Raw genomic sequence first — 26,249 nt, 5'->3', positions numbered from 1 at the left:
CACGGCGAGGCGAACGTAGAATTGTCGGCATCATGAGCATCACCGAACAGCGCAGCATCGTCGAACAGCGCAGCGTCATCGATCCGTCGGCGGCGGCCCTCCGGGCCGACGGGCGGCCACGCACCTATGAGGTCCGCACTTTCGGCTGCCAGATGAACGTCCACGACTCCGAGCGGCTGAGCGGCTCGCTCGAAGCGGCCGGTTACGTGCCCGCGGACGGCGACGAGGCGGACATCGTGGTGATCAACACGTGCGCCGTGCGCGAGAACGCGGACAACAAGCTCTACGGCAACCTCGGTCACCTGGCCGGAGTCAAGCGCCGCCACGAAGGCATGCAGATCGCCGTCGGTGGCTGCCTCGCCCAGAAGGACAAGAACGTCATCCTCGAGAAGGCGCCCTGGGTGGACGTCGTCTTCGGCACCCACAACATGGGCGCCCTCCCCAGCCTGCTCGAGCGTGCCCGCCACAACGACGCCGCCGAGATCGAGATCCTCGAATCGCTGGAGACGTTCCCCTCCACGCTGCCCACCAAGCGCGACTCGTCGTACTCGGGCTGGGTGTCCATCTCGGTCGGCTGCAACAACACGTGCACCTTCTGCATCGTCCCGTCGCTGCGCGGCAAGGAGAAGGACCGCCGCCCCGGCGACATCCTCGCCGAGATCCAGGCACTCGTCGACGACGGCGCCATCGAGGTCACCCTGCTCGGACAGAACGTGAACTCCTACGGCGTCGAGTTCGGCGACCGCCAGGCGTTCAGCAAGCTGCTGCGGGCTGCCGGTCAGATCAGCGGGCTCGAGCGCATCCGCTTCACCAGCCCGCACCCGGCGGCCTTCACCGACGACGTGATCGACGCGATGGCCGAGACGCCGAACGTGATGCCACAGCTCCACATGCCGTTGCAGTCCGGCTCGGACCGCATCCTGCGCAGCATGCGCCGGTCGTACCGCTCCGAGAAGTTCCTCGGCATCCTCGACCGCGTGCGCGCCAAGCTGCCGGACGCCGCCATCAGCACCGACATCATCGTGGGATTCCCCGGTGAGACCGAGGAGGACTTCCTCGAGACGATGCGCGTCGTCGAGGCCGCCCGCTTCGCGTCGGCCTTCACCTTCCAGTACTCGATCCGGCCGGGGACACCCGCCGCGACGATGGAGGACCAGGTTCCCAAGGAGATCGTCCAGGAGCGCTACGAGCGCCTGATCGGCCTGCAGGAGCGCATCTCCCTGGAGGAGAACGAGAAGCTGGTCGGGCGCGAGGTCGAACTGCTCGTCGCCAACGGAGAGGGCCGCAAGGACTCGGACACGCGCCGGCTGACCGGTCGCGCCCGCGACAGCCGGCTCGTGCACTTCGAGCTCCCCGAGGGCACGGAGGCTCCGCGGCCCGGCGACATCGTCACCGTGCACATCACCCAAGCGGCGCCGCACTACCTGATCGCCGACGCTGCGACCGGTGCACCGCTCGCCGTTCGGCGCACGCAGGCGGGCGACGCCTGGGATCGGGCCGAGGCCGAGTCCTGCGCCGTCCCGGCCCACGGATCGGGCGCCGCGAGTGGAGCCGGCCCGGTCTCGCTCGGGCTTCCCACCCTGCGCACACGCGAACCGCTCACCTCTCCCGGCGTCGGGACGATGCCGATCTACGACCCGACGGACGGACAGCGCTGAGCGCCGAGGCGTCCACCGGCGAGGCAACGGCCCGGCTCGGCGCGCCGGGCATCATCGCCATCGTCGGGCCGACAGGGACAGGCAAGACCGACCTGTCGCTCGCCCTGGCCGAACGGCTGCGCGAGCGTGGGCAGGCGGCGGAGGTCGTCAACGCCGACGCGATGCAGCTCTATCGCGGCATGGACATCGGCACGGCGAAGATCCCGCAGGCCGACTGGCGCGGCGTCCCGCATCACCTCTTCGACGTGCTCGACGTCACGGAAGAGGCCACCGTCGCCCGCTACCAGCCGGAGGCCCGGGCCGCGGTCGAGGGGATCCTCGCGCGGGGTGCGGTGCCCATCCTGGTCGGCGGTTCGGGGCTGTACGTCTCCAGTGTGATCTTCGACTTCCGCTTCCCGGGCACGGACCCGCAGCTGCGCGCCCGCCTCGAGCGCGAGCTCGGCGAGCAGGGGCCGGGACTGCTCTTCCGTCGTCTCGCCGAGGTCGACCCGGAGGCGGCAGCGCGCATCGGGTCGACCAACGGCCGGCGCATCGTGCGCGCGCTCGAAGTCGCCGAACTGACCGGAGAGCCGGTGAGCGGCACCCTCCCCGACGCTCCGGTGCTGTGGCGTCCCACGACGATCCTGGGACTCTCGGCACCGCGCGACGAACTGGTGCTGAGACTCGACGCCCGGGTCGAACGGATGTGGGAGGCCGGGCTCCTCGACGAGGTGCGGCAGCTGATCCCTCAGGGGATCGAGCGCGGGGTCACCGCGGGACGCGCGATCGGCTACGCCCAAGCGCTCGGCGAGCTGCGCGGGGACCTCACCCGGGCGGACGCCATCGCGCAGACGCAGCAGCTGACGCGCCGCTACGCGCGACGTCAGGTCAGCTGGTTCAAGCGGTACCCGGACCTCCACTGGCTCGCCTACGACGCCCCGGAACTGGTCGGCTCCGCGCTCGCTAGGCTGTGAGCATGGCGACACTCCACTTCACCAAAGGTCAGGGCACCGGGAACGACTTCGTGCTCTACTCCGACCCTGACGGCCGCCTGCCGTTGACGGCCGCCCAGATCGCCGAGATCTGCGACCGCCACTTCGGCGTCGGCGCCGACGGCGTGATCCGCGCGGTGAAGTCGAAGCACCTCCCGGAGGGCGCCGAGGCGCTCGCGGAGGACGACGCGGCGGAGTGGTTCATGGACTACTACAACGCGGACGGCTCGGCCGCCGAGATGTGCGGCAACGGCATCCGCGTCTACACCCGCTACCTGATCGAGTCGGGGCTGGTGGAGCTCGCCGACGGAGACACCCTCGCGATCGGCACGCGCTCGGGCGTCCGCGACGTGCAGCGCAACCTCACGGGCTTCCAGGTCGACCTCGGCCGCTGGGCGCTCGACGGCGGCGAACCGCTGGTGCGCGCCAAGGAGCTCCCGGTGGCACGGCCGGGACTCGGCATCGACATGGGCAACCCGCATGTCGTCGTCGCCGTCGCGGACGAAAGCGAGCTGGAGGCGGCCGACCTCACCTACATCCCGCATCTGGAGCCGGCGCCGGAGGACGGGGCGAACGTGGAGTTCGTCGTCCCGCACGAGCCGCTCATCAAGGACGGCATCGGACGCATACGCATGCGGGTGCACGAGCGGGGGAGCGGCGAGACCCTGTCCTGCGGCACCGGGGCCGCGGCGGCCGCGCTGGCCGTGCGGTACTGGGCCGGCGAGGGCGCACCGAACCAGTGGCGGGTGGACGTCCCGGGCGGCACCGTGGGCGTGCGCATGTTCGCGACGGAGGACGGCGAGCACGTCGCGCTGTCCGGTCCCGCCGAACTCGTCTACACGGGCACGCTGGAACTCGCCTGACACGGTCGGGCACGCGGCCGGACGCGCTGCCGTCAGCCGAGGGGGCGGTGCGAACGGAGCACGCGGTAGCCCTTGGAGATCGCCTGCCGGGTCGTCTTCAGCTCCGGCATGGTCGCCTCGATCCACCGCTGAAGCGAGTCGCTGCCGAGATTGCGCTGCACGACCAGCCAGGCATCGGAGCCGGGCTCGAGACGGGGCAGCCACTGCGTGAGGATGTTGTGGAGCTCGTCCTTGCCGATCCGGATCGGCGGATTTGACCAGATGGTCGTGAACATCACGTCGTCGGGAACATCGTCGGGGGTGACGGGGTTAACATTGGTGAGACCGAGCTTCTGCGCGTTCAAGCGCACCACATCCAGGGCTCGGGTGTTGACGTCGACGGCCCAGACCGTCGCATGAGGGGATTCGAGAGCAAGTGTGAGAGCCAGGGGCCCCCAGCCGCAGCCGAGGTCGAGGAACTGACCGCCCGGCGGCGCCGAGGGGACATGGTCGAGCAGGACTCTCGTTCCCGTGTCGATGCGCTCGGGGCTGAAGATGCCGTTCGCGGTCGTCAGCTCGTACGTCTGGCCGGCCAGTCGTACGGTGATCGGCCGCAGGTTCATCTCGCTCTCGGGAGCCGTGGAAAAGTAGTGGTCTCCGCTCGCCATAAGAGGACCGTACAGGACGCAGCCGAACTGACAAACTGGGGTGGACCCGGAACGGGGACGAACGATGACTGAACGAACCGAAATCGAAGAACACGACACCGACGACGTCGTCGCGCGCGTGCTGGCGACCGAGAAGAACCGCGCGAGCGTGACGCTCTTCGGCACGGGGGCGCAGGCGCTCCAGTCGACGGGCACCGCCGACGGCTCGCACGACGGCGAGCAGTTCGACCGGGAGGAGCGCGCGGCCCTGCGTCGCGTCAGCGGCCTCTCGACCGAACTCGAAGACGTCACGGAGGTCGAGTACCGGCAGCTGCGCCTCGAGAACGTGGTGCTGATCGGCGTCTACTCGCAGGGCAGCCTGCAGGACGCCGAGAACTCCATGCGCGAGCTCGCGGCCCTCGCCGAGACGGCGGGAGCCGCCGTGCTCGACGGGCTGCTCCAGCGGCGGCCGCACCCGGACCCGAGCACGTATCTCGGACGGGGCAAGGCGGAGGAGCTCGCCGGAGTGGTCGCCGCCCTCGGCGCCGACACCGTGGTGGCGGACACCGAGCTGGCGTCGAGCCAGCGGCGCGCTCTCGAAGACGTGGTGAAGGTGAAGGTGATCGACCGCACCGCGGTGATCCTCGACATCTTCAGCCAGCACGCCAAGAGTCGCGAAGGCAAGGCGCAGGTCGAGCTCGCGCAGCTCGAGTACCTGCTCCCGCGCCTGCGCGGCTGGGGCGAGTCGATGTCGCGGCAGGCCGGTGGTCAGGTCGGCGGCGCGGGCGCCGGGATGGGATCCCGTGGCCCCGGTGAGACGAAGATCGAGCTGGACCGGCGGCGCATCCACACCCGGATGGCGAAGCTGCGCAAGCAGATCGCCGGCTTCAAGCCGGCCCGCGAGGCCAAGCGCGCCAACCGCAACCGCAACTCGGTGCCGTCGGTCGCGATCGCGGGCTACACGAACGCCGGCAAGTCGAGTCTCCTGAACCGCGTGACCAAGGCGGGCGTGCTCGTCGAGAACGCGCTGTTCGCGACTCTGGACGCGACCGTGCGCCGATCGGTGACCGCCGACGGCCGGCTCTACACGCTGGCCGACACGGTCGGCTTCGTACGCAACCTGCCGCACCAGCTCGTGGAGGCGTTCCGCTCGACGCTCGAGGAGGTGGCCGACTCCGACGTCATCCTGCACGTCGTCGACGGCTCCCACCCCGACCCCGCGTCGCAGCTGGCGACCGTGCGCGATGTGATCGGCGAGGTCGGGGCGCGGGACATCCCGGAGGTCGTGGTGTTCAACAAGTCGGACCTCGTCGGGCCGGACGAGCGGCTGGTGCTGCGCGGTCTCGAGCCGGGGGCGATCTTCGCCTCCGCCCGCACGGGCGAGGGCATCGACGAGGTGCTCGCCGCGATCGCGCGCCTGCTGCCCGACCTCTCGGTCGAGGTCGAGCTGGTGGTCCCGTACGACCGGGGCGACCTCATCTCGGCGCTGCACGAACGCGGTCGCGTGATCTCCACGGAGTACGTGGAGGAGGGCACGCGCGTCCACGCGAAGATCATGCCGGAGTACACGGCGGTGTTCGAGCCCTTCGCGGTCTGAGACCGCACCGGCGATCAGGAGGCCGGACGGAGCGCGTGTGTCGAATGATGACACGGGCGATTCCGTCCGGCCTTCGTCGGCTGTAGATTCGGCACTCAACCGCAGCGGGCGACCGCTCGGTGGTGCGACAGCCGAGCCCGGCACCCGCCCGTGAAATCCTGCTCCGTCCGGCCCTCGCGCCGCGGAGCGGGGTGTCCGTGCCGCTGATCGACCACCTGAGGACCTCATGAGCTGTACCACCGCGCGGTACTCGTTCGAGCTCTACCCGCCGCGCAACGACCGGGCCGCCGCCGCGCTGCCCGCCACCATCGACCGGCTCGCGGCCGCGCGCCCCGACTTCATCTCGGTCACCTACGGCGCCAACGGCTCGTCGCGGACGTCGTCGCTGGACGTGCTCCGCCACATCCTGGACCGCACAGACGTGAGCCCGATGGCCCACCTCACCTGCGTCGGCTCCTCGCACGAAGAGGCCAACCGGCTGATCCGGGAGTTCCTCGACGCCGGTGTCCGGCGCTTCCTCGCGGTGCGGGGCGATCCGCCCGAGAACGCGGCGCCCGGCGACGACGGACTGGGCGACATCCGCAGCTCGGCGGAGCTCGTGCAGCTGATCCACCGGGTGCAGGCGGAGCGCGTGCCGTACGGCGAGCTGACCGTCCCCGGACTGTCCGCGCACACTGTGCTCGCGCATCGCGAGCACGTGCAGATCGCCGTCGCGGCGTTCCCGAACGGCCACCCGGCCTCGCACTCGACCTCCCAGGACATCGACGCCCTGCTCGCCAAACAGGCCGCCGGCGCGAACCTCGGCATCACGCAGCTCTTCTTCCACGCGGAGGACTACCTGTCGTTCGCCCAGAAGGCGAAGGACGCCGGAGTCGCGTTCCCGATCCTGCCCGGGATCATGCCGGTCACCTCGCCCGCCCGCCTGCGACGCATGCTCGAGCTCAGCGGCGAGGACCTGCCGAGCGATCTGGCCATCCAGCTCGAGGTCGAGCCGACCGACGAGGGGCGGCGCGAGATCGGCATCGACTGGGCGGCGCGTCTGGGCAAGCGCCTGCTCGACGGCGGCGCGCCCGGCCTCCACCTCTACACCTTCAACCAGAGCGAGGCGGTGCTGTCGGTCCTCGACCGGGTCGGCGTGCTGCCCGCCGACGCCGCTTCCGCAGACGGCACCTCCAGCGACGACACCTCCACCGTCTCCACCTCCTGACGCACCGAAAGGGAACCACCATGACCACCACCTCCCGTGCCGCCTTCCCGGCCGGAACGATCCTCGGCTACCCCCGCATCGGTCGCCGCCGCGAGCTCAAGAAGGCCGTCGAGTCCTTCTGGGCCGGCGCGATCAGCGCCGACGAGCTGGAGGCGACCGCCGCCGAGCTGCGCGCGACGACGCGTGAGCGTCTGGCCGCGCTCGGCCTCGGCCGCGACGACGCCGCCATCCCCGAGAGCTTCAGCTTCTATGACCAGGTGCTCGACGCCGCGGTCGCCGTCGGGGCGATCCCCTCGCGGTTCGCAGGCCTCGTCTCCGAGGACGGCTCCGTCGACCTCGCCGGCTACTTCACGGTCGCCCGCGGCGAGGGCGACAACGCCCCGCTCGAGATGACGAAGTGGTTCGACTCCAACTACCACTACCTCGTGCCGGAGATCGGACCGGAGACCGACTTCCGGCTCGCCTCCGACCGGATCGTGCGGGAGTTCGAGGAGGCCCGCGCGGCGGGCTTCGTCACGCGCCCGGTGATCGTCGGGCCGGTGACCTTCCTCCTCCTGAGCAAGGCCTCCGACGAGGCGCCCGACGGCTTCCGGCCGCTGTCGCGTCTCGCGGACCTCCTCCCGGTCTACGCCGAGCTGATCGCACGCTTGGGCGCCGCGGGAGCCCCGTGGGTGCAGCTGGACGAGCCGGCGCTGGTCAGCGAGAGCATCGACGAGCCGCGAGCCGAGGTGCTCGAAGCGTTGCGCACCGCGTATGCCGCGCTGGGCGAGGTCGCGGACCGGCCGGCGCTCTTCGTCGCCGCGCCGTACGGCAGCCTCGACGACGCACTGCCCGTGCTCGCCGCGTCTGCGGTGGAGGCGATCTCGCTCGACCTGGTCCGCGGTTCGCTGCCCACCGCACGCGACGTCGCGACCGCGGGATCGCTCGCGACGAAGACGCTCGTCGGCGGTGTGATCGACGGCCACAACATCTGGCGCGGAGACCTGGAGGCGGCGTTCGGCTCGCTCACCGAGCTGCTCTCGCTGAGCCCCGATGTCGCGGTGTCCACCTCGACGTCGCTGCTGCACGTCCCGCACGACGTCGACGACGAGCCCGAGCTCGACGCCCGGCTGAAGGGCTGGCTCGCCTTCGCCGACCAGAAGGTCGCGCAGGTCGCCGTCCTCGCACGGGGACTCGTCGACGGCCACGAGGCGATCCAGTCCGAGCTGTCGGCCGCGAGCGCCTCCCTCGCCGACCGCGCCTCCGCGCCCGGGGTGCGGGTGGACGCGGTCCGCGCCCGCGAGGCCGCGCTCACCGAGGCGGACTTCCGCCGCGGCGCCTACGAGGACCGTCTGGCCGCACAGGACGCCGCCCTCGCGCTGCCGTTCCTCCCGACGACGACCATCGGCTCGTTCCCGCAGACCGGCGACATCCGCCGCTCCCGCGCCCAGCTCGTCGCAGGGCTCATCACCGAGGCGGAGTACCTTGCGCGGATGCAGGCCGAGATCAAGCGCGTCGTCGACCTCCAGGAGGAGATCGGCATCGACGTCATCGTGCACGGCGAGCCCGAGCGCAACGACATGGTGCAGTACTTCGCCGAGAACCTCGACGGGTTCGCGGTGACGCGGAACGGCTGGGTGCAGTCCTACGGCTCGCGCTGCACGCGCCCGTCGATCCTGTGGGGCGACGTGTCGCGCCCGAAGCCGATCACGGTGGACTGGTCCACCTACACGCAGAGCCTGACCGAGAAGCCGGTCAAGGGGATGCTGACCGGCCCGGTGACGATCCTCGCCTGGTCGTTCGTGCGCGACGACCAGCCGCTGGGCGAGACGGCCCGTCAGGTGGCGCTCGCCCTGCGCGACGAGATCGAGGACCTCGAGAGCGCGGGCATCCGGGTCGTGCAGGTCGACGAGCCGGCGCTGCGCGAGCTGCTCCCGCTGAAGCGCGCAGCGCAGGACGCCTACCTCGACTGGTCCGTCGGCTCGTTCCGCCTCGCGACCGCCGGGGTGCGGGACGAGACGCAGATCCACACGCACCTCTGCTACTCGGAGTTCGGCGTGGTGATCGACGCGATCCGCAACCTGGACGCGGACGTGACCAGCATCGAGGCCGCGCGCAGCCGGATGGAGGTCGTGCACGACATCCAGACCTCCGGCTTCGACCACGGCATCGGCCCGGGTGTCTACGACATCCACTCGCCGCGTGTGCCCTCCGTCGCGGAGGTCACGGAACTGCTCGAGACCGCGCTGAACGCGATCCCGGGCCGCCAGCTGTGGGTCAACCCGGACTGCGGGCTGAAGACGCGCGGCTACGACGAGACCGTGGCCTCGCTGCGCAACATCCTGGAGGCTACCCGGGCCGTGCGCGAGCGCGCCTCGGTCGACGCCTGATCAATCCGACGGGGCCGTGAGCCGCTGTTCCGCCCTGGGCGGACGGCGGGTCGCGGCCCCGTCGCCGTGCGCCAGGATGGGCGCATGGTGCAGATGACGGATGCCGAGTTCGAGGTCCTGGTGGGCGAGGTCTTCGACGCCCTGCCGGACGCCATCGTCGGACACCTCGACAACGTGGCGTTCCTCATCCAGGACCAGCCCTCAGTGGACCGACCGCGCCTGTTCGGGCTCTACAGCGGACGCCCGCTGACGACGCGCGGCGTCTACGGATTCGGCGAGCTGCCGGACCGGATCACCCTGTTCCGCAACAACCTGGAGGCGAGCTGCTCCAGCATCGACGAGCTGCGCGCCTGTGTGCGGGTGACCCTGGTGCACGAGATCGGCCACTACTACGGGCTCGACGACGCGAAGCTCCAGGAGCTCGGCTGGGCCTGACGCGCTGACCCCCGGCTCACCGCGCACATTCGTCACGAATGTGACGTATGGGGCGTGGAAACGCGACTTTCGTCGCGAATGTGGTCGAGCGGTACCCCGTGGGTGGGTCAGACGGCGCGGAGGACGGCGACGACCTTGCCGAGGATCTGGGCGAAGTCGCCCAGGATGGGCTCGAAGTTGGAGTTGCGGGGCAGCAGCCAGGTGTGGCCGTCGCGCTGGCGGAAGACCTTCACCGTCGCCTCCTCGTCGAGCATCGCCGCGACGATGTCGCCGTTCTCGGCGGTGTTCTGCTGGCGGACGACGACCCAGTCGCCGTCCGTGATGGCGGCGTCGATCATCGACTCGCCGACCACCTTCAGCATGAAGAGATCGCCGTTGCCGACGAGCTGGCGGGGGAGCGGGAAGACCTCTTCGACCTGCTGCTCGGCGGTGATCGGCACGCCGGCGGCGATACGGCCGACGAGCGGCACCATGGCCGCGTCGCCCACCGGGGTCTGGTTCTCGTAGTCGACGGACGCGGACGGCGACGGCAGATCGATGAGGATCTCGAGCGCCCGCGGGCGGTTCGGGTCGCGACGCAGGTAGCCGCTCAGCTCGAGCTGGTTCAGCTGGTGCGTGACCGACGACAGCGAGGAGAGGCCGACGGCGTCGCCGATCTCGCGCATGCTCGGCGGATACCCCCGCTGACTGACCGACTTCTGGATCACGTCGAGGATGGCGAGCTGCTTCTCGCTGAGGTTCTTACGGCGGCGTGTGCCCCCGCGCGGAGCCTGGTTCTCGTTCGACACGCTCGTCCCTTCGTGAGCTCGACCGCATCCGCTCGTCCCGAATGTCGGTGGTGCCTGGAAAGGTGAACTCCAGACAATCGAAACTGTATCCACGATACGGCCGGAAACAAACATGTGTTCGAGTGTGTCTCGAAATCCGTGGCTGATTTTCTCGGCGTACCGGGTCTTGCGATTTCGAACATTCGAAGATACATTCGGAACAAAGCTTCGCATCCGCGTCGCACAAGGAGGTCAAGGCCATGAGCACGACGGCGATGGGATCATTCCACTCGATTCCCGCTCTCCCGGCTGGTGCGCGTACGCGTCTGCGGCTGACGCGCCGCGGACGTGCGGTCCTCACCGCACTCCTCGCTCTTCCTCTGGTCATCGGCGCCGTGGTCTTCGCCCTCAACGGCGGTGGGGCGGTCGCGACGAGCGAGCAGACCCATGTGTCCTTCCAGCACGTCACGGTGGAGTCGGGCGACTCGCTCTGGGCGGTCGCCGAGCGCATCGCTCCGAGCGCCGACCCGCGTGACGTCATCGCCGACCTGGTCCAGCTCAACGGGCTGGACGGCTCGGGCGTCGTGTCGCCCGGGCAGCAGCTCGCCATCCCGAGCAAGTACGCGCACTGACTCCCGCGCGACCGTCGGGCACGATAGTCGGGCGCGTTGGTCGAACGCCGCGTCATGTGGGATCGGGCCTTCGCTCGCATGGCTAGCATGGATGGGTGACCTCCCTCTCCGACCTCCCGATCCGTGACGATCTGCGTGGACGGACGCCGTACGGCGCCCCGCAGAAGTCCGTTCCCGTCGCACTCAACGTGAACGAGAACACGCATCCGGTGCCGGAGGATGTCGCGGCCGACATCGTCGCGCGCGTCGCGGTCGCCATCACCGGCGTGAACCGCTACCCCGACCGCGAGTTCACCGACGTGCGGGAGGCGTTCGCGCGCTACCTCGGCCACGGACTCGATGCGAGCTGGATCTGGGCGGCCAACGGTTCCAACGAGGTGCTGCAGCACATCCTGCAGGCGTTCGGCGGCCCGGGGCGCAGCCTGCTCGGCTTCGCTCCGACGTATTCGATGTACCCGCTGCTCGCGTCGGGCACCGGGACGAGCTGGATCGCGGGGGCACGCGACGCCGACTTCGAGCTGACACCGGCGACCGCCGCCGCGGAGATCCGCCGCACCGACCCGGACATCGTCATCCTCTGCTCGCCCAACAACCCGACGGGCACCCCGCTCGACCTGGCGACGATCGAAGCCGCCTACGATGCCGCTCGCGGGATCGTCGTCGTGGACGAGGCGTACGCCGAGTTCATGCCCGACGGCGAGCCCTCGGCGCTCAGCCTGCTCGAGGGGCGCCCGCGCCTGCTCGTCTCGCGCACAATGAGCAAGGCCTTCGCGTTCGCCGGCGCCCGCGTCGGCTACCTCGCAGCGGACCCGGCAGTCGTCGACGCGCTGCGCCTCGTGCGCCTGCCGTACCACCTCTCCGCGTTGACGCAGGCGGCGGCGCTGGGCGCCCTCGCGCACTCGGACGAGATGCTCGCGATGGTGGGGGAGATCCGCCTCCAGCGCGACCGGCTCGTGACGGAGCTCGCGCGCCTCGGATACGCGCCGCACCGCAGCGGGAGCAACTTCGTCCTCTTCGGCGGCGTCGAGGACCCGCACGCCGTGTTCGAGGCGCTACTGGAGCGCGGGATCCTCATCCGCGACGTGGGCATCCCGAACCACCTGCGCGTGACCGCAGGCACGGAGCGCGAGACGACGGCGTTCCTGGAGGCCCTCGCAGCCCTCGGGCGCCCGGCGGCCGCCGTCGTCCCAGTAAACTCGCAGTCATGACGAATCGCACCGCCAGCCTGCAGCGCGAGACCAGCGAGTCGAGCATCGAGCTGAGCCTCGACCTCGACGGCACCGGCGTGGCCGAGATCGCCACCAGCGTGCCGTTCTACGACCACCTGCTCACGGCGTTCGCGAAGCACTCGCTCACCGATCTGCGCGTGCGCGCCAACGGCGACACCGAGATCGACGTGCACCACACCGTGGAGGACGTCGGTATCGTGCTCGGCCAGGCGATCCGCCAGGCACTCGGCGACAAGAGCGGCATCTCCCGCTACGGCGACGCGCTCGTGCCGCTGGACGAGGCGCTGGTGCAGGCCGTCGTCGATCTCTCGGGTCGCCCCTACCTGGTGCACACGGGAGAGCCCGCCGGGTTCGAGTTCCACCTCATCGGCGGTCACTTCACCGGCTCGATGGTCCGGCACGTCTTCGAGGCGATCTCGTTCAACGCCGCCATGACCACCCACATCACCGTGATCGGCGGGCGCGACCCCCACCACATCGCCGAAGCGGAGTTCAAGGCGTTCGCCCGCGCGTTCCGGCAGGCCAAGGCGCTCGATCCGCTCGTCTCCGGCATCCCGTCGACCAAGGGCGCGCTGTGAGCGCTTCGGGCACCCCCGATGTCGTCGTGCTCGACTACGGGTCCGGCAACGTGCACTCCGCGGTGAAGGCGCTGGAGGCCGCGGGCGCGAACGTCGAGCTGACGGGCAACCGGCGGCGGGCGCTGGAGGCCGACGGCCTCCTCGTGCCCGGCGTGGGAGCCTTCGCCGCGGTCATCGACGCCCTGCGCGCCTCCCACGGCGACGAGGTCATCGACCGGCGTCTGGCCGGGGGGCGACCGGTGCTCGGCATCTGCGTGGGAATGCAGGTGCTGTTCGAGCGCGGCGTCGAGCACGGCGTCGAGACCGAGGGCCTGGGCGAATGGCCGGGGACGGTCGATCTTCTGACCGCCGACGTCGTGCCGCACATGGGCTGGAACACGGTCCAGGCTCCCGAGAACTCGCGGCTCTTCGCCGGGCTGCGCGATGAGCGGTTCTACTTCGTGCACTCGTACGCCGCGCAGGAGTGGACGCTGGAGGTCACCGGTCCGTTCCCGAAGCCGCACGTGACGTGGGCCGAGCACGGCACGCCCTTCATCGCCGCGGTGGAGAACGGTCCGCTCAGCGCAACCCAGTTCCACCCCGAGAAGTCCGGCAGCGCCGGCATCCAGCTGCTGCGCAACTGGATCGGCACCCTCTAGCCGACCGCCCCGCGCACCACCCGTCCGCCGTCGCGGACCCGAACGAGGAACCACAGTGAGCGAATTCAACAACACGCCCAAGCTCGTCCTGCTCCCGGCCGTCGACGTCGCCGACGGCAAGGCCGTGCGCCTGACCCAGGGCGAGGCCGGCAGCGAGACCAGCTACGGCGACCCGGTCGACGCGGCGGCGGAGTGGGCGGACGCCGGGGCGGATTGGATCCACCTCGTCGACCTCGACGCCGCCTTCGGCCGCGGCTCGAACCGCTCGCTGCTCAAAAAGGTGATCCGCCAGGTGAAGGGCGTCAACATCGAGCTCTCGGGCGGCATCCGCGACGACGAGTCGCTGGAGGAGGCGCTCGCGATCGGCGCCACGCGGGTCAACCTGGGCACCGCGGCACTGGAGAACCCGGAGTGGGCCGCCCACGTGATCGGTCAGTACGGCGAGGCGATCGCGGTCGGCCTCGACGTGCGCGGAACCACCCTCGCCGCCCGCGGCTGGACCCGCGACGGCGGCGACCTGTGGCAGGTGCTCGAACGCCTCGAAGAGGCGGGGTGCGCGCGCTACGTCGTCACCGACGTCACCAAGGACGGCACCCTGCGCGGCCCGAACATCGACCTGCTCCGCGAGGTCATGGACCGCACCGAGCGCCCGGTCGTCGCCTCGGGAGGCATCGCGAGCCTCGACGACATCGCGGCGCTGCGCGAGCTGGTCCCGCTGGGGCTCGAGGGTGCGATCGTGGGGAAGGCGCTCTACTCCGGGGCGTTCACCCTGCCCGAGGCGCTGGATGTCGCGGGCTACTGAGCCGGGCGACGGCCCCGACGGCGCCGGACTCCCGACGGGCGGACCCACCGAGAAGGGCGCCGACCGATTGCGGCACTTCGCGGCGTCGCTCGGCGACTCCGCCGGGCAGCCCTGGGAGGGGCGCGAGTTCGACGACAACCCGTTCGGTGAGGATGACGGCTCGGCCCCGCCCGCCCTTCTCGGTGCTCTCGCTGCCTTCCGGGCGGGCGAGGTCGGCGCCGAGGCGGTCGTCGACGCACTGCGCGAGTCCCGGCTGCTGATCCCGCTGGTCGCCGAGCTCGGCGACGAAGGCACCACGGATGCGGGCCTCACCGTGGACAAGTCGCAGGAGCTCTCCATCGTGACGGTCTCGGGCCCCGACGGCCGCAGCGTGCTGCCGGTGTTCTCCTCGGTCACGGCGATGCAGATCTGGAATCCACGGGCACGGCCGGTCCCTGCGGACGGTCGCCGCGTCGCCCTCGCCGCGGCCTCCGAGCAGACGGAGCTCGTCGTGCTCGACCCCACGAGCGAGACCGAGTTCGTCCTCCGCCGGCCCGCCGTCTGGGCCGTCGCCCGCGGCGAGCGGTGGGTGCCGAGCGACCGGGACGCGGAGGTGTTCGCCGCGTTCGACGCCTCCATCGCGACCGAGTTGGGCGTGCACGGTGTGCGGCTCCTGGCCGGCGACCCGGCACACCGGCTCGTGGCGGAGGAGCTCGTCGTGCGCCTCGAGCTCGCCGCCGGGCTCACCCGCGAGGAGCTGGACGCGATCCTCGCGCGGCTGGCACAGCGCTGGGCCGCGGACGATGTGATCGCCACCCGGGTGGACTCCCTCCGCGTGCAGCTGGTCGCAGCGGACTAGCCGGCAGCGTCTTGCGTGGTCTCGTCGCGCTCTCATAGTCTGTACGGGCCGTGGATGGCCCTACCGGCGATCGTCACCGATCGCCGGGCGTGACGCCAGAGATGAAGCTCGAGGCGGGGCATCCACAGATCGGAGCACCGATGCGTGCCTCATCCCGCAAAATCCTGACCCTCGCCCTGTCCGCCGGAGCGATCGCCGTGTCGATCGTGGCGGGGGCGAGCGCCGCGCAGGCGGCGACACCCGCACCCCCGCCTGTGAATGCGCAGTTCGACTATCAGATCGGCGGCGTCTACACCCCGGCGTCCTCCGTTCGGATCGTCGACCGGGATCGCACGGCCTCCCCGGTGTCCGGGAAGTACAACATCTGCTACGTGAACGCATATCAGACGCAGCCCGACGACACGACGACGTGGGCCGGTGCGAACAGCGACCTCATCCTCCGCAATGCGAAGGGCGTCAAGGTCGGGGACCCGGAGTGGAACGAGTACCTGCTCGACACCTCCACCGCCGCCAAGCGCTCCCGGATCGCCGCCATCGTGAACGGGTGGATCGACCAGTGCGCGTCGAAGGGCTTCCAGGCGGTCGAGCCCGACAACCTGGATTCGTGGACGCGGTCGAAGAGCGGCGGCAAGCAGCTGCTGACCAAGCAGAACAACATCGACCTTGCGACTCTCCTCGCCGCGCACGCGCATCAGAAGGGCCTCGCGATCGCGCAGAAGAACACCACGGAGCTCGGATCCGCGGGCAAGAACACGGTCGGGTTCGACTTCGCGATCGCCGAGGAGTGCCAGTTCAACACCGAGTGCGACGCGTACACGTCGGTCTACGGCGACAATGTGATCGAGATCGAGTACACGGACAACCCGCGCTCGGCCTACACGCAGGCCTGTGCTGCGCAGGGCAAGAAGATCTCGGTGATCCTGCGGGACCGCGACGTGGTCGCCAAGGGCGACAGCGCCTACCGCTACGAGTACTGCTGACCGAACGCTGCGCTGAGGGACGTCTGCGGCTGCGCGCGCAGCCGCAGACGTCCCGCCGCACGGCAGGCGGCCGGCAGGGGAAGGGCGGAGGAGGGGAGCGGTGATGACCATCGGGATTCTCGGCACCGGCGCGATGACGGTCGCGCTGGGTCGGCGGTTCGTCGAGACGGGCCACGAGGTCGTCATCGGCTCGCGGGACCCGCAGCGGGCCCGGGCGGTCGCGCTCGCGATCGGCGCGGCCGACGGCGTCGACCACCGTGCCGCAGCCCGGGCGGACATCGTGATCGTTGCGGTGCAGGACTCCGCGGCGCTCGAGCTCGTCGGCGCACTCGCGGCCGTGCTGCGCGGACGGGTGCTGGTCGACCTCGGCAACCCGATCGATCCGCCGCATTTCGAGAGCCGGTACGGCGCGGGGCCGTCGCTCGCCGAGCGGATGGCCGAGGCCGCTCCGGGAGCCAGGGTCGTCAAGGCGTTCAACACCGTCTACGCGGAACTGCTCGAAGCCGGCCGCCCCGTGCAGGTGTTCGTCGCCTCCGACGACGATGCGGCGAAGGATGTCGTCGCGGGGCTGGTCACCGCGATCGGGTGCGAGCCCTTCGACGTTGGGCCGCTCCGCGTCTCGCGTCACCTCGAGCGGCTCGCCGGCTTCGAGGTCGACCTCGTCGAGCGCGGGTACGCCGGCGCGACAGCGGCGCAGATCGTCGATCTGCGTCGCTGAGCTCCGCCTCGCAGATGCGGTCCGTCAGGCGGTGCGCAGCATCCGCAGACCGCCGAACAATGCGAGCAGCCCGACGATGCCGACGAACACGCCGAGCACCGGCACGAGCGGCCACAGGATCAGCGCGACGCCCACCAGGAGCACGGGGAGTGCGAGTCCGATGTAGGCGACCAGGAAGATGGCCGCCAGCACCTCGCCGCGACGCTCGGGAGCGGCCAGGGCGGCCGTCGCGGCGATCGCGGCCCGGAACAGCAGGCCGACACCCGCTCCGGCGAGGACGCCGCTGACGAGGAAGACCGCGAGCGACGCGACCAGCACGCCGGTGGCGAGCCCGGCGAGTCCCGCCAGCATCAGGATCAGGGCGAGCCCGAGCTGTGCGCGCATCCGGAGCCGGGCGAACACGATCTGCGAGAGCGCGGAGGCCGCGAAGACCGAGAACGGGACGGCGCCGGCGAGCAGGTGGGAGCTCTGGTGGAGCACCCCCGACACGACGCTCGGCGCCAGGGAGGTGAACAGCCCGAAGACGGCGAAACCGGCGAATGCGGCGATCGCCGCCGCGGTGAACGCGCCACGGGCCGAAGCGGGCAGGGACACGCGCTGCGGCCGGTACGCCGGACGCTCCTCCGCCCGCTCGACCGTCTCGGGCACGAGCGCGACGGCCAGCGCGGCGACGGCGAGCAGCACCAGGAAGACGACGTACGGGAGCAGCAACGGCTGCGGCAGGAACTGCGCGAAGGCGCCGCCGATCAACGGGCCGAGGGCGAGACCGCCCGTGTTGACGACGGTCGAGACGGTCCCGGCGAGTCGCGGCCCTTCGGCCGGCCGGGCGACAGCCCGCAGCTCGCTCAGGTGCGCGGTCGCGCTCGCCGTGAGGGCGCCGACCCCCACGCCGGACAGGACGCGGGCGACGATGAGGCCGGACACGTCGTTCCAGACCAGGAAGAGCGCCGCGGCCACGACCTCGATCAGGATGGCGATCAGGACCATCCGGCGCCGCCCGGCCCAGTCGCTGAGGTGGCCGATGAGGAACAGGCTCGCGATGACCCCGACGGCGTACGCGGCGAACACCACGGTGACGACCCAGGTCGGGAAGCCGTCGCGCGCCTGGTAGAGCGCGTAGAGGGGTGTGGGCACGGTCGAGAAGGCCATGACCGTGAGGAATGCCGCGGCGATGACCCAGAAGCCCGAGCCGTGGCGCAGCTGCCAGCGGCCCCGGGCGACACGTGCGGATCCCACGTCACTCGGTTGGACGGCGGGGGTGGGGGAGGTCGCGGGTTCGCGGGTGACGGTCATGATCTGAGGATGCTCCCGATCCGTGATCGAGTCCAACGGATAGCATCGATCCGGGCAATCGATGGATACGATTGCAGAATGGATCTCCGTCAGCTCGACTACTTCGTCTCAGTCGCCGAGGAGCTGAACTTCACCCGCGCGGCGGAGCGCGTCTTCGCCGCGCAGTCGACCGTGTCGGCGGGCATCCGGGCACTGGAGGCCGAGCTGGGTGCCCCCTTGTTCGACCGGGACCCGCACGGCGTGCGGCTGACCGCGGTGGGGGAGGCCGCCCTCGAGGACGCACGGGTCGCGCTCGATGCCGTGGGCCGGATGCACGACGCGGCCCGCGGAGACGGGGAACTCCGCGGCGCGGTGCGCGTGGGCATCTTCACCAACCTGACGCCGATCGATCTGCCCGGGATCATGGGCGCCTTCCATCGGCGGCATCCCCTCGTCGACCTGCGTCTCGGCCCGTCCCCGAGTGGCTCCACCGGCCTCGTGGAGGATGTGCGGCAGGGGCGGCTCGACGTGGCGTTCGTCGGCCTGCCGGACCGGCTGCCCGGACTGCTGGAACGCGAGCTGGCGGTGTCGCCGTTCGTCGCGCTGCTGCCGCAGTCGCATCCGCTCGCCTCCCGGGCGGAGGTCTCGCTGGCGGAGCTGGCCGACGAGCAGTGGGTGGATGCGCGGGCCGGCTTCGGCAACCGGGTGACCCTCGACCGCGAGCTGGCCGCACTCGGCATCGTTCGGCACATCCCGACGGAGCTCTCCGACCTCGGGGAGATCCCCCGGTTCGTGGCCGCGCGCCTCGGGGTGGCCGCCCTGCCGGAGCTCACGGTCATTCCGGCGGAGGGCGCCGTGGTCGTGCCGTTGCGCGAGCGCATCGACTGGCGGCTCGGAGTGATCGCCCGCCCGCGGCCGAGTGCGGCCGCGACCGCGCTGCTGGACCTGGGCGCCGAGCGGTTCGCACGGTCCCGTACGCTGGAGGCACGATGACCGTCTTCGCCGCCCTCGTCCTGTTCCTCAACGCCGTCTTCAACGTCTTCGCGTGGCCGCGCTTCTTCACGCGCGTGCGCGAAGACGCCCGCGCGCGCGACGCTGCGGGCAAGGCCACTCCCTTCCTCGTCGTGCACGCCGTGCTGCTCGGGGTCGCGCTGCTGCTCGCGGTGCTGTCCGCCGTCGCGGGCGTGCTCCTCCTCGTCGCCTGACGACAGGGCAGTGTGACACCGGAGCGGCTGGCCGGCTGACCGCCCGAAGGTCACGGCAGCAGCGCGCAGTCCGGAACGGATGCGGCGAGGCGAGCATCGAGGGTCAGCAGCGAGCTCTGGGCTGCGCGGGCGAGTACGACGTACATGGCGTCATACGCACTGACGTTGTGCCGCAGGGCATGAGCGGCGGGGAGCATGGCCATCATCGGCACCTGCTCGATACCGAGTGCGTCGAACTCACGGAACGCGCGCAGCGCCTGCTCCTCCGTGATCTGCTGACTGAGCGACCACCCGCGGATGACGGAGGCGACTTCCGCCGTGAGGTGCTGCGGCGCCAGCAGGTCGTGGCCGTCGATCAGCGCGGCCGCTCTTCGCCCTGCTTCGGTTCCGAACAGGATCTCGGCGACCGCAGACGCATCGACGACGAGCGTCATCGACCCGGGCGCTGTTCGGCGAGCATGTGCGCTGCGGGTGACAGAGTGGCGACGCCACGGCTCGCGATCCGTTCCAGTAGTTCAGCGCGGCTCGGACGCGTCGCCAGGCGGTCGAGTTCGCGCAGCAGGTAGTCGCTCAGCGAGCGGCCCTCGAGCGCCGCCTTCGCCTTGAGCGCACGACTGGTCTCGTCGGAGACGTTGCGAACCTGGATCGTTGTCATGCAACTAGCATACAATACATGCACTCTGCATGCATCCGGAGACAAACGATCCGGGTTGTCGCTCCGTTTAATCCGAGCCTGGTGGAAGACTTGGGGCCATGAGCCTGCACATCACCGGCGACGCCGAAGCGGACGCCTTGCTCGACAGCTCCCCGTTCGCCCTCCTCGTGGGGATGCTGCTCGACCAGCAGGTCCCGATGGAGACCGCATTCGCCGGTCCCGCGAAGCTCCACGACCGGCTCGGCGCGCTCGATCCCGCGCAGATCGCGGCCCTCGACCCCGACGAGCTCGTCGCGGCCATGAAGCAGTCGCCGGCCGTGCACCGCTTCCCCGGATCGATGGCGGGCCGCGTGCAGGCGCTGGCCGCGGCGATCGTCGGCGAGTGGGGCGGCGACACGTCCGCGATCTGGACGAAGGACGACCCGTCGGGCGCGGAGGTGCTGCGCCGGCTGAAGGCGCTCCCGGGCTTCGGCGAGCAGAAGGCGAAGATCTTCCTGGCGCTGCTCGGTAAGCAGAAGGGCCTGCAGGCCACCGGCTGGCGGGAGGCGGCCGGGGACTACGGCGCCGACGGCTATCGTTCGGTCGCCGACATCGTCGACGCCGACTCCCTCACCCGCGTCCGCGAGCACAAGCGGGCGATGAAGGCGGCCGCGAAGGGCTGACGGTCCCGCAGCGCGCCACCGCGTGCGGAGGTGTCGGGGGTGCCCGGTAGGTTGAGGGGACGCTCGACGGAAGGGGCTGCGCGTGTTCGTGCTCGACGGAGTGATCGTCACCAGCGCCAGCGACCTGACCGAGGCGTCGAAGTGCGAGTTCGCGTTCCTGCGCTCGCTCGACGTCAAGCTGGGGCGCATCGAGAAGGCGCCCGAGATCGAGGACCCGATGTACGTGCGGTCCTCCCGGCTGGGCGACGAGCACGAGCACCACATCCTGGAGCGCTACCGGGATCGCTTCGGCGCCGCGGTCGCAGAGATCGGCCGGCCGAAGTCGCTGACCGCCGACGCGCTCGCGGCGGCCGTCGCCGAGACCTCGGCAGCGTTCGCGAGCGGAGCGGAGGTCGTGTTCCAGGCGACGTTCTTCGACGGGGCGTTCGTCGGCTTCGCCGACTTCGTCGTGCGCCGCCCGGACGGCCGCTATCGCGTGCAGGACTCCAAGCTCGCCCGCAGCGCCCGCGTGACCGCCCTGCTGCAGCTCGCCGCCTACGCCGACCAGCTGCGTCGCCTCGGTGTCGACACCGACGAGACCGTCGAGCTGCTCCTCGGCGACGGTTCGGTGAGCGAGCACCGGCTCTCCGACATCGAGCCGGTCTACCGCAAGCGGCGCGCACGGCTCCTCGCCATCATCGATGTGCACGTCGCCGACGAGGGCCCGGTGGCCTGGGGCGATCCACGCTTCACCGTCTGCGGCCGCTGCGACACCTGCGACGCCGAGGTGCAGGCGGCGCGCGATGTGCTCCTCGTCGCGGGGATGCGGGTGACGCAGCGCGAGCACCTCCTGGAGGCGGGCCTCGGCACCATCGATGCGCTCGCCGACTCCGACGGTCCCGTGAGCGGGATCCCCGACGGCACGCTGGACGGGCTGCGCGAGCAGGCGCGGCTGCAGCTGCGGGCGCAGCCGGGGGAGGCGCCGCCGGTCCGGGTGTACAACGCCCCCGTGCTGGCGGCTCTCCCGCACCCGGATGAAGGCGACCTGTTCTTCGACTTCGAGGGCGACCCGCTCTACACCGAGGGCGCCGGGGAGCGATGGGGGCTCGACTACCTGTTCGGGATGGTCGACGTCGACGCCGAGTTCACCGCGTTCTGGGGGCACGACTTCGCCGCCGAGCGGCTGGCGCTGGAGGCGTTCCTCGCGTTCGTGCGCGAGCGGCGCAGCCGGTATCCGCGCCTGCACATCTACCACTACGCCGCCTACGAGCAGACGCACCTGCTCGCGCTCGCCGCGCGTCACGGCGTCGGCGAGGAGGAGGTCGACGGCCTCCTGCGCGACGGGGTGCTCGTCGACCTCTACCCACTCGTGCGCAAGGCCGTGCGCGTCGGGTCGCGGTCGTACTCGATCAAGAAGCTCGAGCCGCTCTACATGGGCACGGAGCTGCGCCAGAGCGAGGTCACGAACGGCGCCGACTCGATCACCGAGTACGCCAACGCGCGCGACCTGCTGGCTCTCGGCCGCGACGCCGAGGCGCAACCGCTGCTCGATGCTCTGGGCGACTACAACCGCTACGACTGCGTCAGCACTCTGCGGCTGCGCGACTGGCTGCTCGACCGTGCGGCCGAGAACGGCATCCCGGTCGGCACGGCGCCCGTGGAGGAGCTGGAGGCCGCTCCCGAGGAGTCGCCGCTGCGGGCGGCCCTGCTCGGGTACGCGGGCGATCCGCTCGACCCGCACCGCACCCCTGATCGCGCGGCCGTCGCCCTCGCGGCGGCTGCCATCGACTTCCACCGGCGCGAGCAGAAGAGCTTCTGGCAGTCGCACTACACCCGCCTGATCCAGCCGATCGAGGAGTGGGCCGAGACCCGCGACGTGCTGGCCGTCGATTCGGTACACGTCGTGCGCGACTGGTACCAGGAGGACGGCCAGCGTGTGGAGCGGCGGGAGCTGCTCCTCGGCGGGCAGTGGGGCTCCGGCAGCGCCGTGCGGGTGAGCGAGCGCGGCGGCCCCTTCCTGCTCTACGAGTTCCCGGGACCGTTCCGGCAGCCGCGCGCACAGCCGGGCTCGCGCACCGCCCGCACGGTCGCCGTCATCGGCGCGACCGACGACGGCTCCGTCATCGTGCGGGAGACGCTGCCTCGGGACGTCCTGCCGTACCGCTCCACGCCGACCGCTCTCACCCCGGCCGCGCCGCCGGACGCCCGCCGCCTGGGCGAGGCGATCCGCGAATGGGGAGCGGGCCTGCTCGGCGCGCTGCAGTCCGGCACCTGGCCGACGGACGCGACCGTCGACCTCCTGCGCCGCACGCCGCCCCGAACGCTCTCCGGTGCGCTCGCCGATGAAGGACCGGCTGACGGGAGCGGCCGGATCGCCGCCGTCGTCGCCAGCCTGCTCGACCTCGACCGGTCGTACCTCGCCGTCCAGGGTCCGCCCGGCACGGGCAAGTCCTATCTCGGTGCGCACGTGATCGCCCGCCTGGTCGCCGAGCACGGCTGGCGCGTCGGGGTCGTCGCCCAGTCGCACGCCGTGGTCGAGAACCTGCTGGACCGCGTGGTCGCCGCGGGATTGGACGCGGCGCGCGTCGGCAAGGTCGCCAGTGCGACCGCCGACCCGGACGAGCCGCGCGCGTTCACCGTCCTCCCCGCAGACGGCCACCTGGACTTCGCCGACGAGAACGCGGCCGGAGGATTCGTCCTCGGCGGAACCGCGTGGGACTTCGCGAACCCGGGCCGTGTCCCGCGCGACAGCCTCGACCTGCTGGTGGTCGACGAGGCCGGCCAGTTCTCGCTCGCCTCGACCATCGCGGTGGGCGTGGCCGCGCGCAACCTCCTGCTGCTCGGCGACCCCCAGCAGCTGCCGCAGGTGAGCCAGGGCCGGCATCCCGAACCGGTCGACGGCTCGGCGCTGGGCTGGGTGAGCGACGGCCACGACGTCCTCCCGGCGGCATACGGCTACTTCCTCGCCGAGAGCCGTCGGATGCACCCGGCGCTCGCCGGAGCGGTCTCGGTGCTCTCGTACGAGGGCCGCCTCCATGCTCACCCGGACGCGGCCCATCGGCTGCTCGCCGGTGTCGAGCCCGGTCTGCACCCGGTTCCCGTGGTCCATGCGGGCAACTCGACCGCCTCCCCGGAGGAGGCCGCCATCGTGGTCGAGCTCGTCGGCGACGTGCTCGGGCGGTCCTGGAGCGACCCGTCCACGGGCGTCGACGACCATCCCCTCGGGCCGGAGGACGTGATCGTCGTCACCCCGTACAACGCCCAGCTCGCCGAGGTACGCGCGATGCTCGACGCGGCGGGGCATCCCGCGGTCCGGGTCGGCACCGTCGACAAGTTCCAGGGTCAGGAGGCCGCCGTCGCCATCGTGAGCCTCGCCGCGTCCGGTGCGGCGGACGCCCCGCGCGGGATGTCGTTCCTGCTGATGAAGAACCGGCTCAACGTCGCGGTCTCTCGCGCGAAGTGGGCGGCGTATCTCGTGCACTCTCCGGAGCTGTCCGAGTTCCTGCCGACGACGCCGACCGGGGTGTCCGAGCTCAGCGCGTTCATCCGCCTGGTCGAGGGCGGCTGAGCGGGCTACGGTGGAGGCATGAGTCCCGAGGAGCTGGAGACGCTCGTGGCGCTCCGCCGGGCGCGCGACCTCATCGACCGCGACTACGCCAAGCCGCTCGACGTCCCCACGATGGCCGCGCACGCGTACATGTCGGCCTCGCACTTCTCACGCCAGTTCCGCGCCGCCTACGGCGAGACTCCGTACAGCTACCTCATGACCCGGCGCATCGAACGTGCGATGGCACTGCTGCGTTCCGGGATGAGCGTGACCGATGCGTGCATGACCGTCGGCTGTACGTCGCTCGGCTCGTTCAGCGCCAAGTTCAGCGAGCTCGTGGGGGAGACCCCGACGAGCTACCGTTCGCGCGAGCACCTCTCCGTCGCCGCGATGCCCGATTGCATCGCGAAGCAGCGGGTGCGTCCCGTTCGAGACCATCAGCGCGGCTGAGTCGAGCAGTTTTGGAGAAGCAGCCCCGATCGCGGCTTCTTAGAGTGGGCTCATGAGCATCTCAGTCCACTTCGTCGACATCATCGCCACCGACCCCGCGGAGTCGCTCGTCTTCTACCGCGACGCGCTCGGTCTCGACGTCCTCAACGACGTCGCCTACGACGGTCACCACTGGATCACCATGGGGGTGACCGGCGAGCCCGGCTCGCAGATCGTGATCTCCGACCCCTACGCCGGCCGGCCGCAGGCCGACGGCGACGCTCTCGCCGCCCTCGTGGCGAAGGGCACGCTGCCCGGCGTCGTCTTCAGCACCGACGACGTCGACGGTCTGTTCGAGCGGGTGCGCGCGTACGGAGCAGAGGTGTTGCAGGAGCCGATCGACCAGTTCTACGGTTCGCGCGACTGCGCCTTCCGCGATCCCGCGGGCAACATGGTGAAGATCCAGCAGTGGGGGGTCGCCGCGGCGCAGACCGCGTAGGCGCCGCGTCGCCCCGGCGGCGGCACCCGATGTTCACCGCGAATACGTGTGGATACGGATGCCGCCGCCTCGTCGTGAGCGCACACTGGCTGCGTCGGCGCCATCGGGACGTCGCGGACGCGAGGAGGCCGTCGTGCTCACCGTCGCCACCTGGAACCTCGAGAACTTCTTCACCGCCGGGACCCCGTTCGGGCCCGCGACGGCGGAGCTGTTCGACCGCAAGGTCGCCCTCCTCGCGAGCACGATCCACGACTCGGGTGCCGATATCGTCGCCACCCAGGAGGTGGGCGACCCCGCGGCCTTCGACGCGCTCGTCGCCGCCCTCGGCTCCGGCTGGACGGGCGTGCTCTCGACACACTTCGAAGCAGCCCACCCGATCAGGGTCGGGTTCGCCTCCCGGATCGCCATCGCTGAGACGGAGGACGTCTTCGCGATCCCGGAACGTCTCCAGGGCGTCCCGACGAGCGACGCCGGAGACCCGTTGACGGCGATGGGGCGGGGCGCGCTGCGGGTGCGCATCGCCACCTCGGCCGGCGACGTCGATCTGGTCTCGGTGCACCTGAAGTCCAAGCTCCTCAGCTTTCCCGGCGGACGCTTCGAGCCCCACGACGAGGACGAGCGCGCCCGCTACGCGGACTACGCCCTCAACCGGCGCGCGGCGGAGGCGGCGGCCGTGCGCACATACGCGAACGCGTTGCTGGACGCACAGGGGACGCAGCGCCGGCTCTTCGTGCTGGGCGATTTCAACGACGGCGTGGAGGCGGCGACGACGCAGATCGTGAACGGTCCGCCCGGCAGCGAGATCGGCAGCGCGGGGGAGGGGAGACCGGACAGCGGGGACGGGGCGAGACTGCTGAATCTGGCGCCGCTCATCCCGCCGGAGAAGCGGTTCTCCCGTGTGTTCCGTGGTGCGCGCGAGCTCATCGACCACATCTTCGTCTCGACCGCGGTGCGCCCGGCCGTGATGGCGGCGACGACGCTGCCGGGCGCCGCCACGCTGCCGTCCATCACCGAGCACGCCGAGGCGCGGAAGAACGCCCCGGTGTCCGACCACGCACTGGTCTCCGCGACGCTCGACTGGTGACGGGATCCC

General features: G+C 71.0%; 27 protein-coding genes. 22 read left to right on the top strand and 5 right to left on the bottom strand.

Annotation, left to right across the window (positions count from 1 at the left end; all coding sequences use genetic code 11):
* Positions 1 to 32 precede the first annotated feature (32 nt).
* The 3 genes from miaB to dapF are packed head-to-tail and all read left to right on the top strand — an operon-like array spanning position 33 to position 3,492.
* Entirely contained in the window at positions 33 to 1,658 is a 1,626-nt protein-coding gene (miaB, locus tag ACFVU2_RS11670; protein ID WP_387874150.1) for a tRNA (N6-isopentenyl adenosine(37)-C2)-methylthiotransferase MiaB, read from the top strand.
* Complete coding sequence (gene miaA, locus ACFVU2_RS11665; protein ID WP_387874455.1) at positions 1,655 to 2,611, top strand: tRNA (adenosine(37)-N6)-dimethylallyltransferase MiaA; 957 nt, start codon at positions 1,655 to 1,657, stop codon at positions 2,609 to 2,611. The genes miaB and miaA overlap by 4 nt, the downstream gene beginning before the upstream one ends.
* Before the next feature lie 2 nt (positions 2,612 to 2,613).
* On the top strand, positions 2,614 to 3,492 hold the full coding sequence (dapF, locus tag ACFVU2_RS11660) for a diaminopimelate epimerase (protein ID WP_387874148.1): 879 nt from the start codon (positions 2,614 to 2,616) through the stop codon (positions 3,490 to 3,492).
* A 32-nt stretch (positions 3,493 to 3,524) separates the two neighbouring features.
* Here the strand turns inward: dapF and ACFVU2_RS11655 are convergent, their stop codons facing one another.
* Positions 3,525 to 4,139 (bottom strand): class I SAM-dependent methyltransferase, encoded by a 615-nt coding sequence (locus ACFVU2_RS11655; protein ID WP_387874145.1) that lies wholly within the window; start codon positions 4,137 to 4,139, stop codon positions 3,525 to 3,527.
* Positions 4,140 to 4,203: 64 nt separating this feature from the next.
* Here ACFVU2_RS11655 and hflX point away from each other — a divergent pair, with 64 nt between their 5' ends.
* From hflX to ACFVU2_RS11635, 4 genes are all read left to right on the top strand, one after another.
* Complete coding sequence (gene hflX / locus ACFVU2_RS11650) at positions 4,204 to 5,715, top strand: GTPase HflX (RefSeq protein ID WP_387874142.1); 1,512 nt, start codon at positions 4,204 to 4,206, stop codon at positions 5,713 to 5,715.
* 226 nt (positions 5,716 to 5,941) lie between these two features.
* Positions 5,942 to 6,922: a methylenetetrahydrofolate reductase gene (locus tag ACFVU2_RS11645; RefSeq protein WP_387874140.1), complete on the top strand. Its 981-nt coding sequence runs from the start codon at positions 5,942 to 5,944 to the stop codon at positions 6,920 to 6,922.
* 20 nt (positions 6,923 to 6,942) lie between these two features.
* Complete coding sequence (metE, locus tag ACFVU2_RS11640; RefSeq protein WP_387874138.1) at positions 6,943 to 9,291, top strand: 5-methyltetrahydropteroyltriglutamate--homocysteine S-methyltransferase; 2,349 nt, start codon at positions 6,943 to 6,945, stop codon at positions 9,289 to 9,291.
* Positions 9,292 to 9,375: 84 nt separating this feature from the next.
* Complete coding sequence (locus tag ACFVU2_RS11635) at positions 9,376 to 9,726, top strand: metallopeptidase family protein (RefSeq protein ID WP_387874135.1); 351 nt, start codon at positions 9,376 to 9,378, stop codon at positions 9,724 to 9,726.
* Positions 9,727 to 9,833: 107 nt separating this feature from the next.
* On the opposite strand, the gene lexA is transcribed toward ACFVU2_RS11635, so the two are convergent.
* Complete coding sequence (gene lexA, locus ACFVU2_RS11630; protein ID WP_387874133.1) at positions 9,834 to 10,514, bottom strand: transcriptional repressor LexA; 681 nt, start codon at positions 10,512 to 10,514, stop codon at positions 9,834 to 9,836.
* Positions 10,515 to 10,753: 239 nt separating this feature from the next.
* Between lexA and ACFVU2_RS11625 the strand changes: the two genes are divergently transcribed.
* From ACFVU2_RS11625 to ACFVU2_RS11590, 8 genes are all read left to right on the top strand, one after another.
* A complete protein-coding gene (locus ACFVU2_RS11625; protein WP_387874131.1) occupies positions 10,754 to 11,125 on the top strand; it encodes a LysM peptidoglycan-binding domain-containing protein in 372 nt (123 codons plus the stop codon).
* 95 nt (positions 11,126 to 11,220) lie between these two features.
* Positions 11,221 to 12,333: a histidinol-phosphate transaminase gene (locus ACFVU2_RS11620; protein ID WP_387874129.1), complete on the top strand. Its 1,113-nt coding sequence runs from the start codon at positions 11,221 to 11,223 to the stop codon at positions 12,331 to 12,333.
* Positions 12,330 to 12,932 (top strand): imidazoleglycerol-phosphate dehydratase HisB, encoded by a 603-nt coding sequence (hisB, locus tag ACFVU2_RS11615; RefSeq protein ID WP_387874127.1) that lies wholly within the window; start codon positions 12,330 to 12,332, stop codon positions 12,930 to 12,932. Before ACFVU2_RS11620 ends, hisB begins: the two co-directional genes overlap by 4 nt.
* Positions 12,929 to 13,570, top strand: a complete 642-nt coding sequence (hisH, locus tag ACFVU2_RS11610; protein ID WP_387874124.1) for an imidazole glycerol phosphate synthase subunit HisH — start codon at positions 12,929 to 12,931, stop codon at positions 13,568 to 13,570. Before hisB ends, hisH begins: the two co-directional genes overlap by 4 nt.
* 55 nt (positions 13,571 to 13,625) lie before the next feature.
* Positions 13,626 to 14,372: a bifunctional 1-(5-phosphoribosyl)-5-((5-phosphoribosylamino)methylideneamino)imidazole-4-carboxamide isomerase/phosphoribosylanthranilate isomerase PriA gene (priA, locus tag ACFVU2_RS11605; RefSeq protein ID WP_387874121.1), complete on the top strand. Its 747-nt coding sequence runs from the start codon at positions 13,626 to 13,628 to the stop codon at positions 14,370 to 14,372.
* A complete protein-coding gene (locus ACFVU2_RS11600) occupies positions 14,356 to 15,210 on the top strand; it encodes an SseB family protein (RefSeq protein WP_387874118.1) in 855 nt (284 codons plus the stop codon). The genes priA and ACFVU2_RS11600 overlap by 17 nt, the downstream gene beginning before the upstream one ends.
* Positions 15,211 to 15,350: 140 nt before the next feature.
* Entirely contained in the window at positions 15,351 to 16,190 is an 840-nt protein-coding gene (locus tag ACFVU2_RS11595) for an endo alpha-1,4 polygalactosaminidase (protein ID WP_387874116.1), read from the top strand.
* A gap of 103 nt (positions 16,191 to 16,293) precedes the next feature.
* Positions 16,294 to 16,908 carry an NADPH-dependent F420 reductase gene (locus tag ACFVU2_RS11590; RefSeq protein ID WP_387874113.1) on the top strand — a complete coding sequence of 205 codons (615 nt, stop codon included), beginning with the start codon at positions 16,294 to 16,296 and terminating at the stop codon, positions 16,906 to 16,908.
* A 24-nt stretch (positions 16,909 to 16,932) separates the two neighbouring features.
* Here ACFVU2_RS11590 and ACFVU2_RS11585 read toward each other — a convergent pair whose 3' ends face one another.
* Positions 16,933 to 18,201: an MFS transporter gene (locus tag ACFVU2_RS11585; protein WP_387874111.1), complete on the bottom strand. Its 1,269-nt coding sequence runs from the start codon at positions 18,199 to 18,201 to the stop codon at positions 16,933 to 16,935.
* Positions 18,202 to 18,279: 78 nt separating this feature from the next.
* On the opposite strand from ACFVU2_RS11585, the gene ACFVU2_RS11580 reads away from it, so the two are divergent.
* A complete protein-coding gene (locus tag ACFVU2_RS11580) occupies positions 18,280 to 19,173 on the top strand; it encodes a LysR family transcriptional regulator (protein ID WP_387874108.1) in 894 nt (297 codons plus the stop codon).
* Positions 19,170 to 19,385, top strand: coding sequence for an SCO4848 family membrane protein (locus tag ACFVU2_RS11575; RefSeq protein WP_387874106.1), 216 nt, complete (start codon positions 19,170 to 19,172; stop codon positions 19,383 to 19,385). Before ACFVU2_RS11580 ends, ACFVU2_RS11575 begins: the two co-directional genes overlap by 4 nt.
* Before the next feature lie 50 nt (positions 19,386 to 19,435).
* Here the strand turns inward: ACFVU2_RS11575 and ACFVU2_RS11570 are convergent, their stop codons facing one another.
* Together ACFVU2_RS11570 and ACFVU2_RS11565 are read right to left on the bottom strand one after the other, a co-directional pair.
* Positions 19,436 to 19,819, bottom strand: a complete 384-nt coding sequence (locus ACFVU2_RS11570) for a type II toxin-antitoxin system VapC family toxin (protein ID WP_387874104.1) — start codon at positions 19,817 to 19,819, stop codon at positions 19,436 to 19,438.
* Positions 19,816 to 20,040 carry an antitoxin gene (locus tag ACFVU2_RS11565; protein ID WP_387874101.1) on the bottom strand — a complete coding sequence of 75 codons (225 nt, stop codon included), beginning with the start codon at positions 20,038 to 20,040 and terminating at the stop codon, positions 19,816 to 19,818. The genes ACFVU2_RS11570 and ACFVU2_RS11565 overlap by 4 nt, the downstream gene beginning before the upstream one ends.
* Positions 20,041 to 20,138: 98 nt before the next feature.
* Between ACFVU2_RS11565 and ACFVU2_RS11560 the strand changes: the two genes are divergently transcribed.
* The 5 genes from ACFVU2_RS11560 (at position 20,139) to ACFVU2_RS11540 (ending at position 26,240) form a co-directional block, all read left to right on the top strand.
* The gene (locus tag ACFVU2_RS11560; RefSeq protein WP_387874098.1) at positions 20,139 to 20,702 is read left to right on the top strand and encodes an HhH-GPD-type base excision DNA repair protein; all 564 of its coding nucleotides are present in this window, start codon (positions 20,139 to 20,141) and stop codon (positions 20,700 to 20,702) included.
* Positions 20,703 to 20,784: 82 nt separating this feature from the next.
* The gene (locus tag ACFVU2_RS11555; protein ID WP_387874096.1) at positions 20,785 to 24,249 is read left to right on the top strand and encodes a TM0106 family RecB-like putative nuclease; all 3,465 of its coding nucleotides are present in this window, start codon (positions 20,785 to 20,787) and stop codon (positions 24,247 to 24,249) included.
* A gap of 18 nt (positions 24,250 to 24,267) precedes the next feature.
* Positions 24,268 to 24,678: a helix-turn-helix transcriptional regulator gene (locus ACFVU2_RS11550; RefSeq protein ID WP_387874093.1), complete on the top strand. Its 411-nt coding sequence runs from the start codon at positions 24,268 to 24,270 to the stop codon at positions 24,676 to 24,678.
* Between the two features lie 52 nt (positions 24,679 to 24,730).
* Positions 24,731 to 25,156, top strand: coding sequence for a VOC family protein (locus ACFVU2_RS11545; protein ID WP_387874091.1), 426 nt, complete (start codon positions 24,731 to 24,733; stop codon positions 25,154 to 25,156).
* Positions 25,157 to 25,289: 133 nt separating this feature from the next.
* Positions 25,290 to 26,240 carry an endonuclease/exonuclease/phosphatase family protein gene (locus ACFVU2_RS11540; protein ID WP_387874088.1) on the top strand — a complete coding sequence of 317 codons (951 nt, stop codon included), beginning with the start codon at positions 25,290 to 25,292 and terminating at the stop codon, positions 26,238 to 26,240.
* Positions 26,241 to 26,249: the final 9 nt, after the last annotated feature.

The organism is Leifsonia sp. NPDC058194 (assembly GCF_042883605.1).
GTDB lineage: Bacteria > Actinomycetota > Actinomycetes > Actinomycetales > Microbacteriaceae > Leifsonia.
Note: the sequence above shows the minus strand (reverse complement) of the source record. Positions and strands in the feature narration are given on the sequence as shown.

Excerpts from the sequence above, each read along its gene's own strand:
- miaB (WP_387874150.1), top strand. The coding sequence starts at position 33 with ATGAGCATCACCGAACAGCGCAGCATCGTCGAACAGCGCAGCGTCATC.
- dapF (WP_387874148.1), top strand. The coding sequence starts at position 2,614 with ATGGCGACACTCCACTTCACCAAAGGTCAGGGCACCGGGAACGACTTC.
- ACFVU2_RS11655 (WP_387874145.1), bottom strand. The coding sequence starts at position 4,139 with ATGGCGAGCGGAGACCACTACTTTTCCACGGCTCCCGAGAGCGAGATG.
- hflX (WP_387874142.1), top strand. The coding sequence starts at position 4,204 with ATGACTGAACGAACCGAAATCGAAGAACACGACACCGACGACGTCGTC.
- ACFVU2_RS11645 (WP_387874140.1), top strand. The coding sequence starts at position 5,942 with ATGAGCTGTACCACCGCGCGGTACTCGTTCGAGCTCTACCCGCCGCGC.
- metE (WP_387874138.1), top strand. The coding sequence starts at position 6,943 with ATGACCACCACCTCCCGTGCCGCCTTCCCGGCCGGAACGATCCTCGGC.
- ACFVU2_RS11635 (WP_387874135.1), top strand. The coding sequence starts at position 9,376 with ATGGTGCAGATGACGGATGCCGAGTTCGAGGTCCTGGTGGGCGAGGTC.
- ACFVU2_RS11625 (WP_387874131.1), top strand. The coding sequence starts at position 10,754 with ATGAGCACGACGGCGATGGGATCATTCCACTCGATTCCCGCTCTCCCG.
- hisB (WP_387874127.1), top strand. The coding sequence starts at position 12,330 with ATGACGAATCGCACCGCCAGCCTGCAGCGCGAGACCAGCGAGTCGAGC.
- ACFVU2_RS11600 (WP_387874118.1), top strand. The coding sequence starts at position 14,356 with ATGTCGCGGGCTACTGAGCCGGGCGACGGCCCCGACGGCGCCGGACTC.
- ACFVU2_RS11595 (WP_387874116.1), top strand. The coding sequence starts at position 15,351 with ATGCGTGCCTCATCCCGCAAAATCCTGACCCTCGCCCTGTCCGCCGGA.
- ACFVU2_RS11590 (WP_387874113.1), top strand. The coding sequence starts at position 16,294 with ATGACCATCGGGATTCTCGGCACCGGCGCGATGACGGTCGCGCTGGGT.
- ACFVU2_RS11585 (WP_387874111.1), bottom strand. The coding sequence starts at position 18,201 with ATGACCGTCACCCGCGAACCCGCGACCTCCCCCACCCCCGCCGTCCAA.
- ACFVU2_RS11580 (WP_387874108.1), top strand. The coding sequence starts at position 18,280 with ATGGATCTCCGTCAGCTCGACTACTTCGTCTCAGTCGCCGAGGAGCTG.
- ACFVU2_RS11575 (WP_387874106.1), top strand. The coding sequence starts at position 19,170 with ATGACCGTCTTCGCCGCCCTCGTCCTGTTCCTCAACGCCGTCTTCAAC.
- ACFVU2_RS11570 (WP_387874104.1), bottom strand. The coding sequence starts at position 19,819 with ATGACGCTCGTCGTCGATGCGTCTGCGGTCGCCGAGATCCTGTTCGGA.
- ACFVU2_RS11565 (WP_387874101.1), bottom strand. The coding sequence starts at position 20,040 with ATGACAACGATCCAGGTTCGCAACGTCTCCGACGAGACCAGTCGTGCG.
- ACFVU2_RS11560 (WP_387874098.1), top strand. The coding sequence starts at position 20,139 with ATGAGCCTGCACATCACCGGCGACGCCGAAGCGGACGCCTTGCTCGAC.
- ACFVU2_RS11550 (WP_387874093.1), top strand. The coding sequence starts at position 24,268 with ATGAGTCCCGAGGAGCTGGAGACGCTCGTGGCGCTCCGCCGGGCGCGC.
- ACFVU2_RS11545 (WP_387874091.1), top strand. The coding sequence starts at position 24,731 with ATGAGCATCTCAGTCCACTTCGTCGACATCATCGCCACCGACCCCGCG.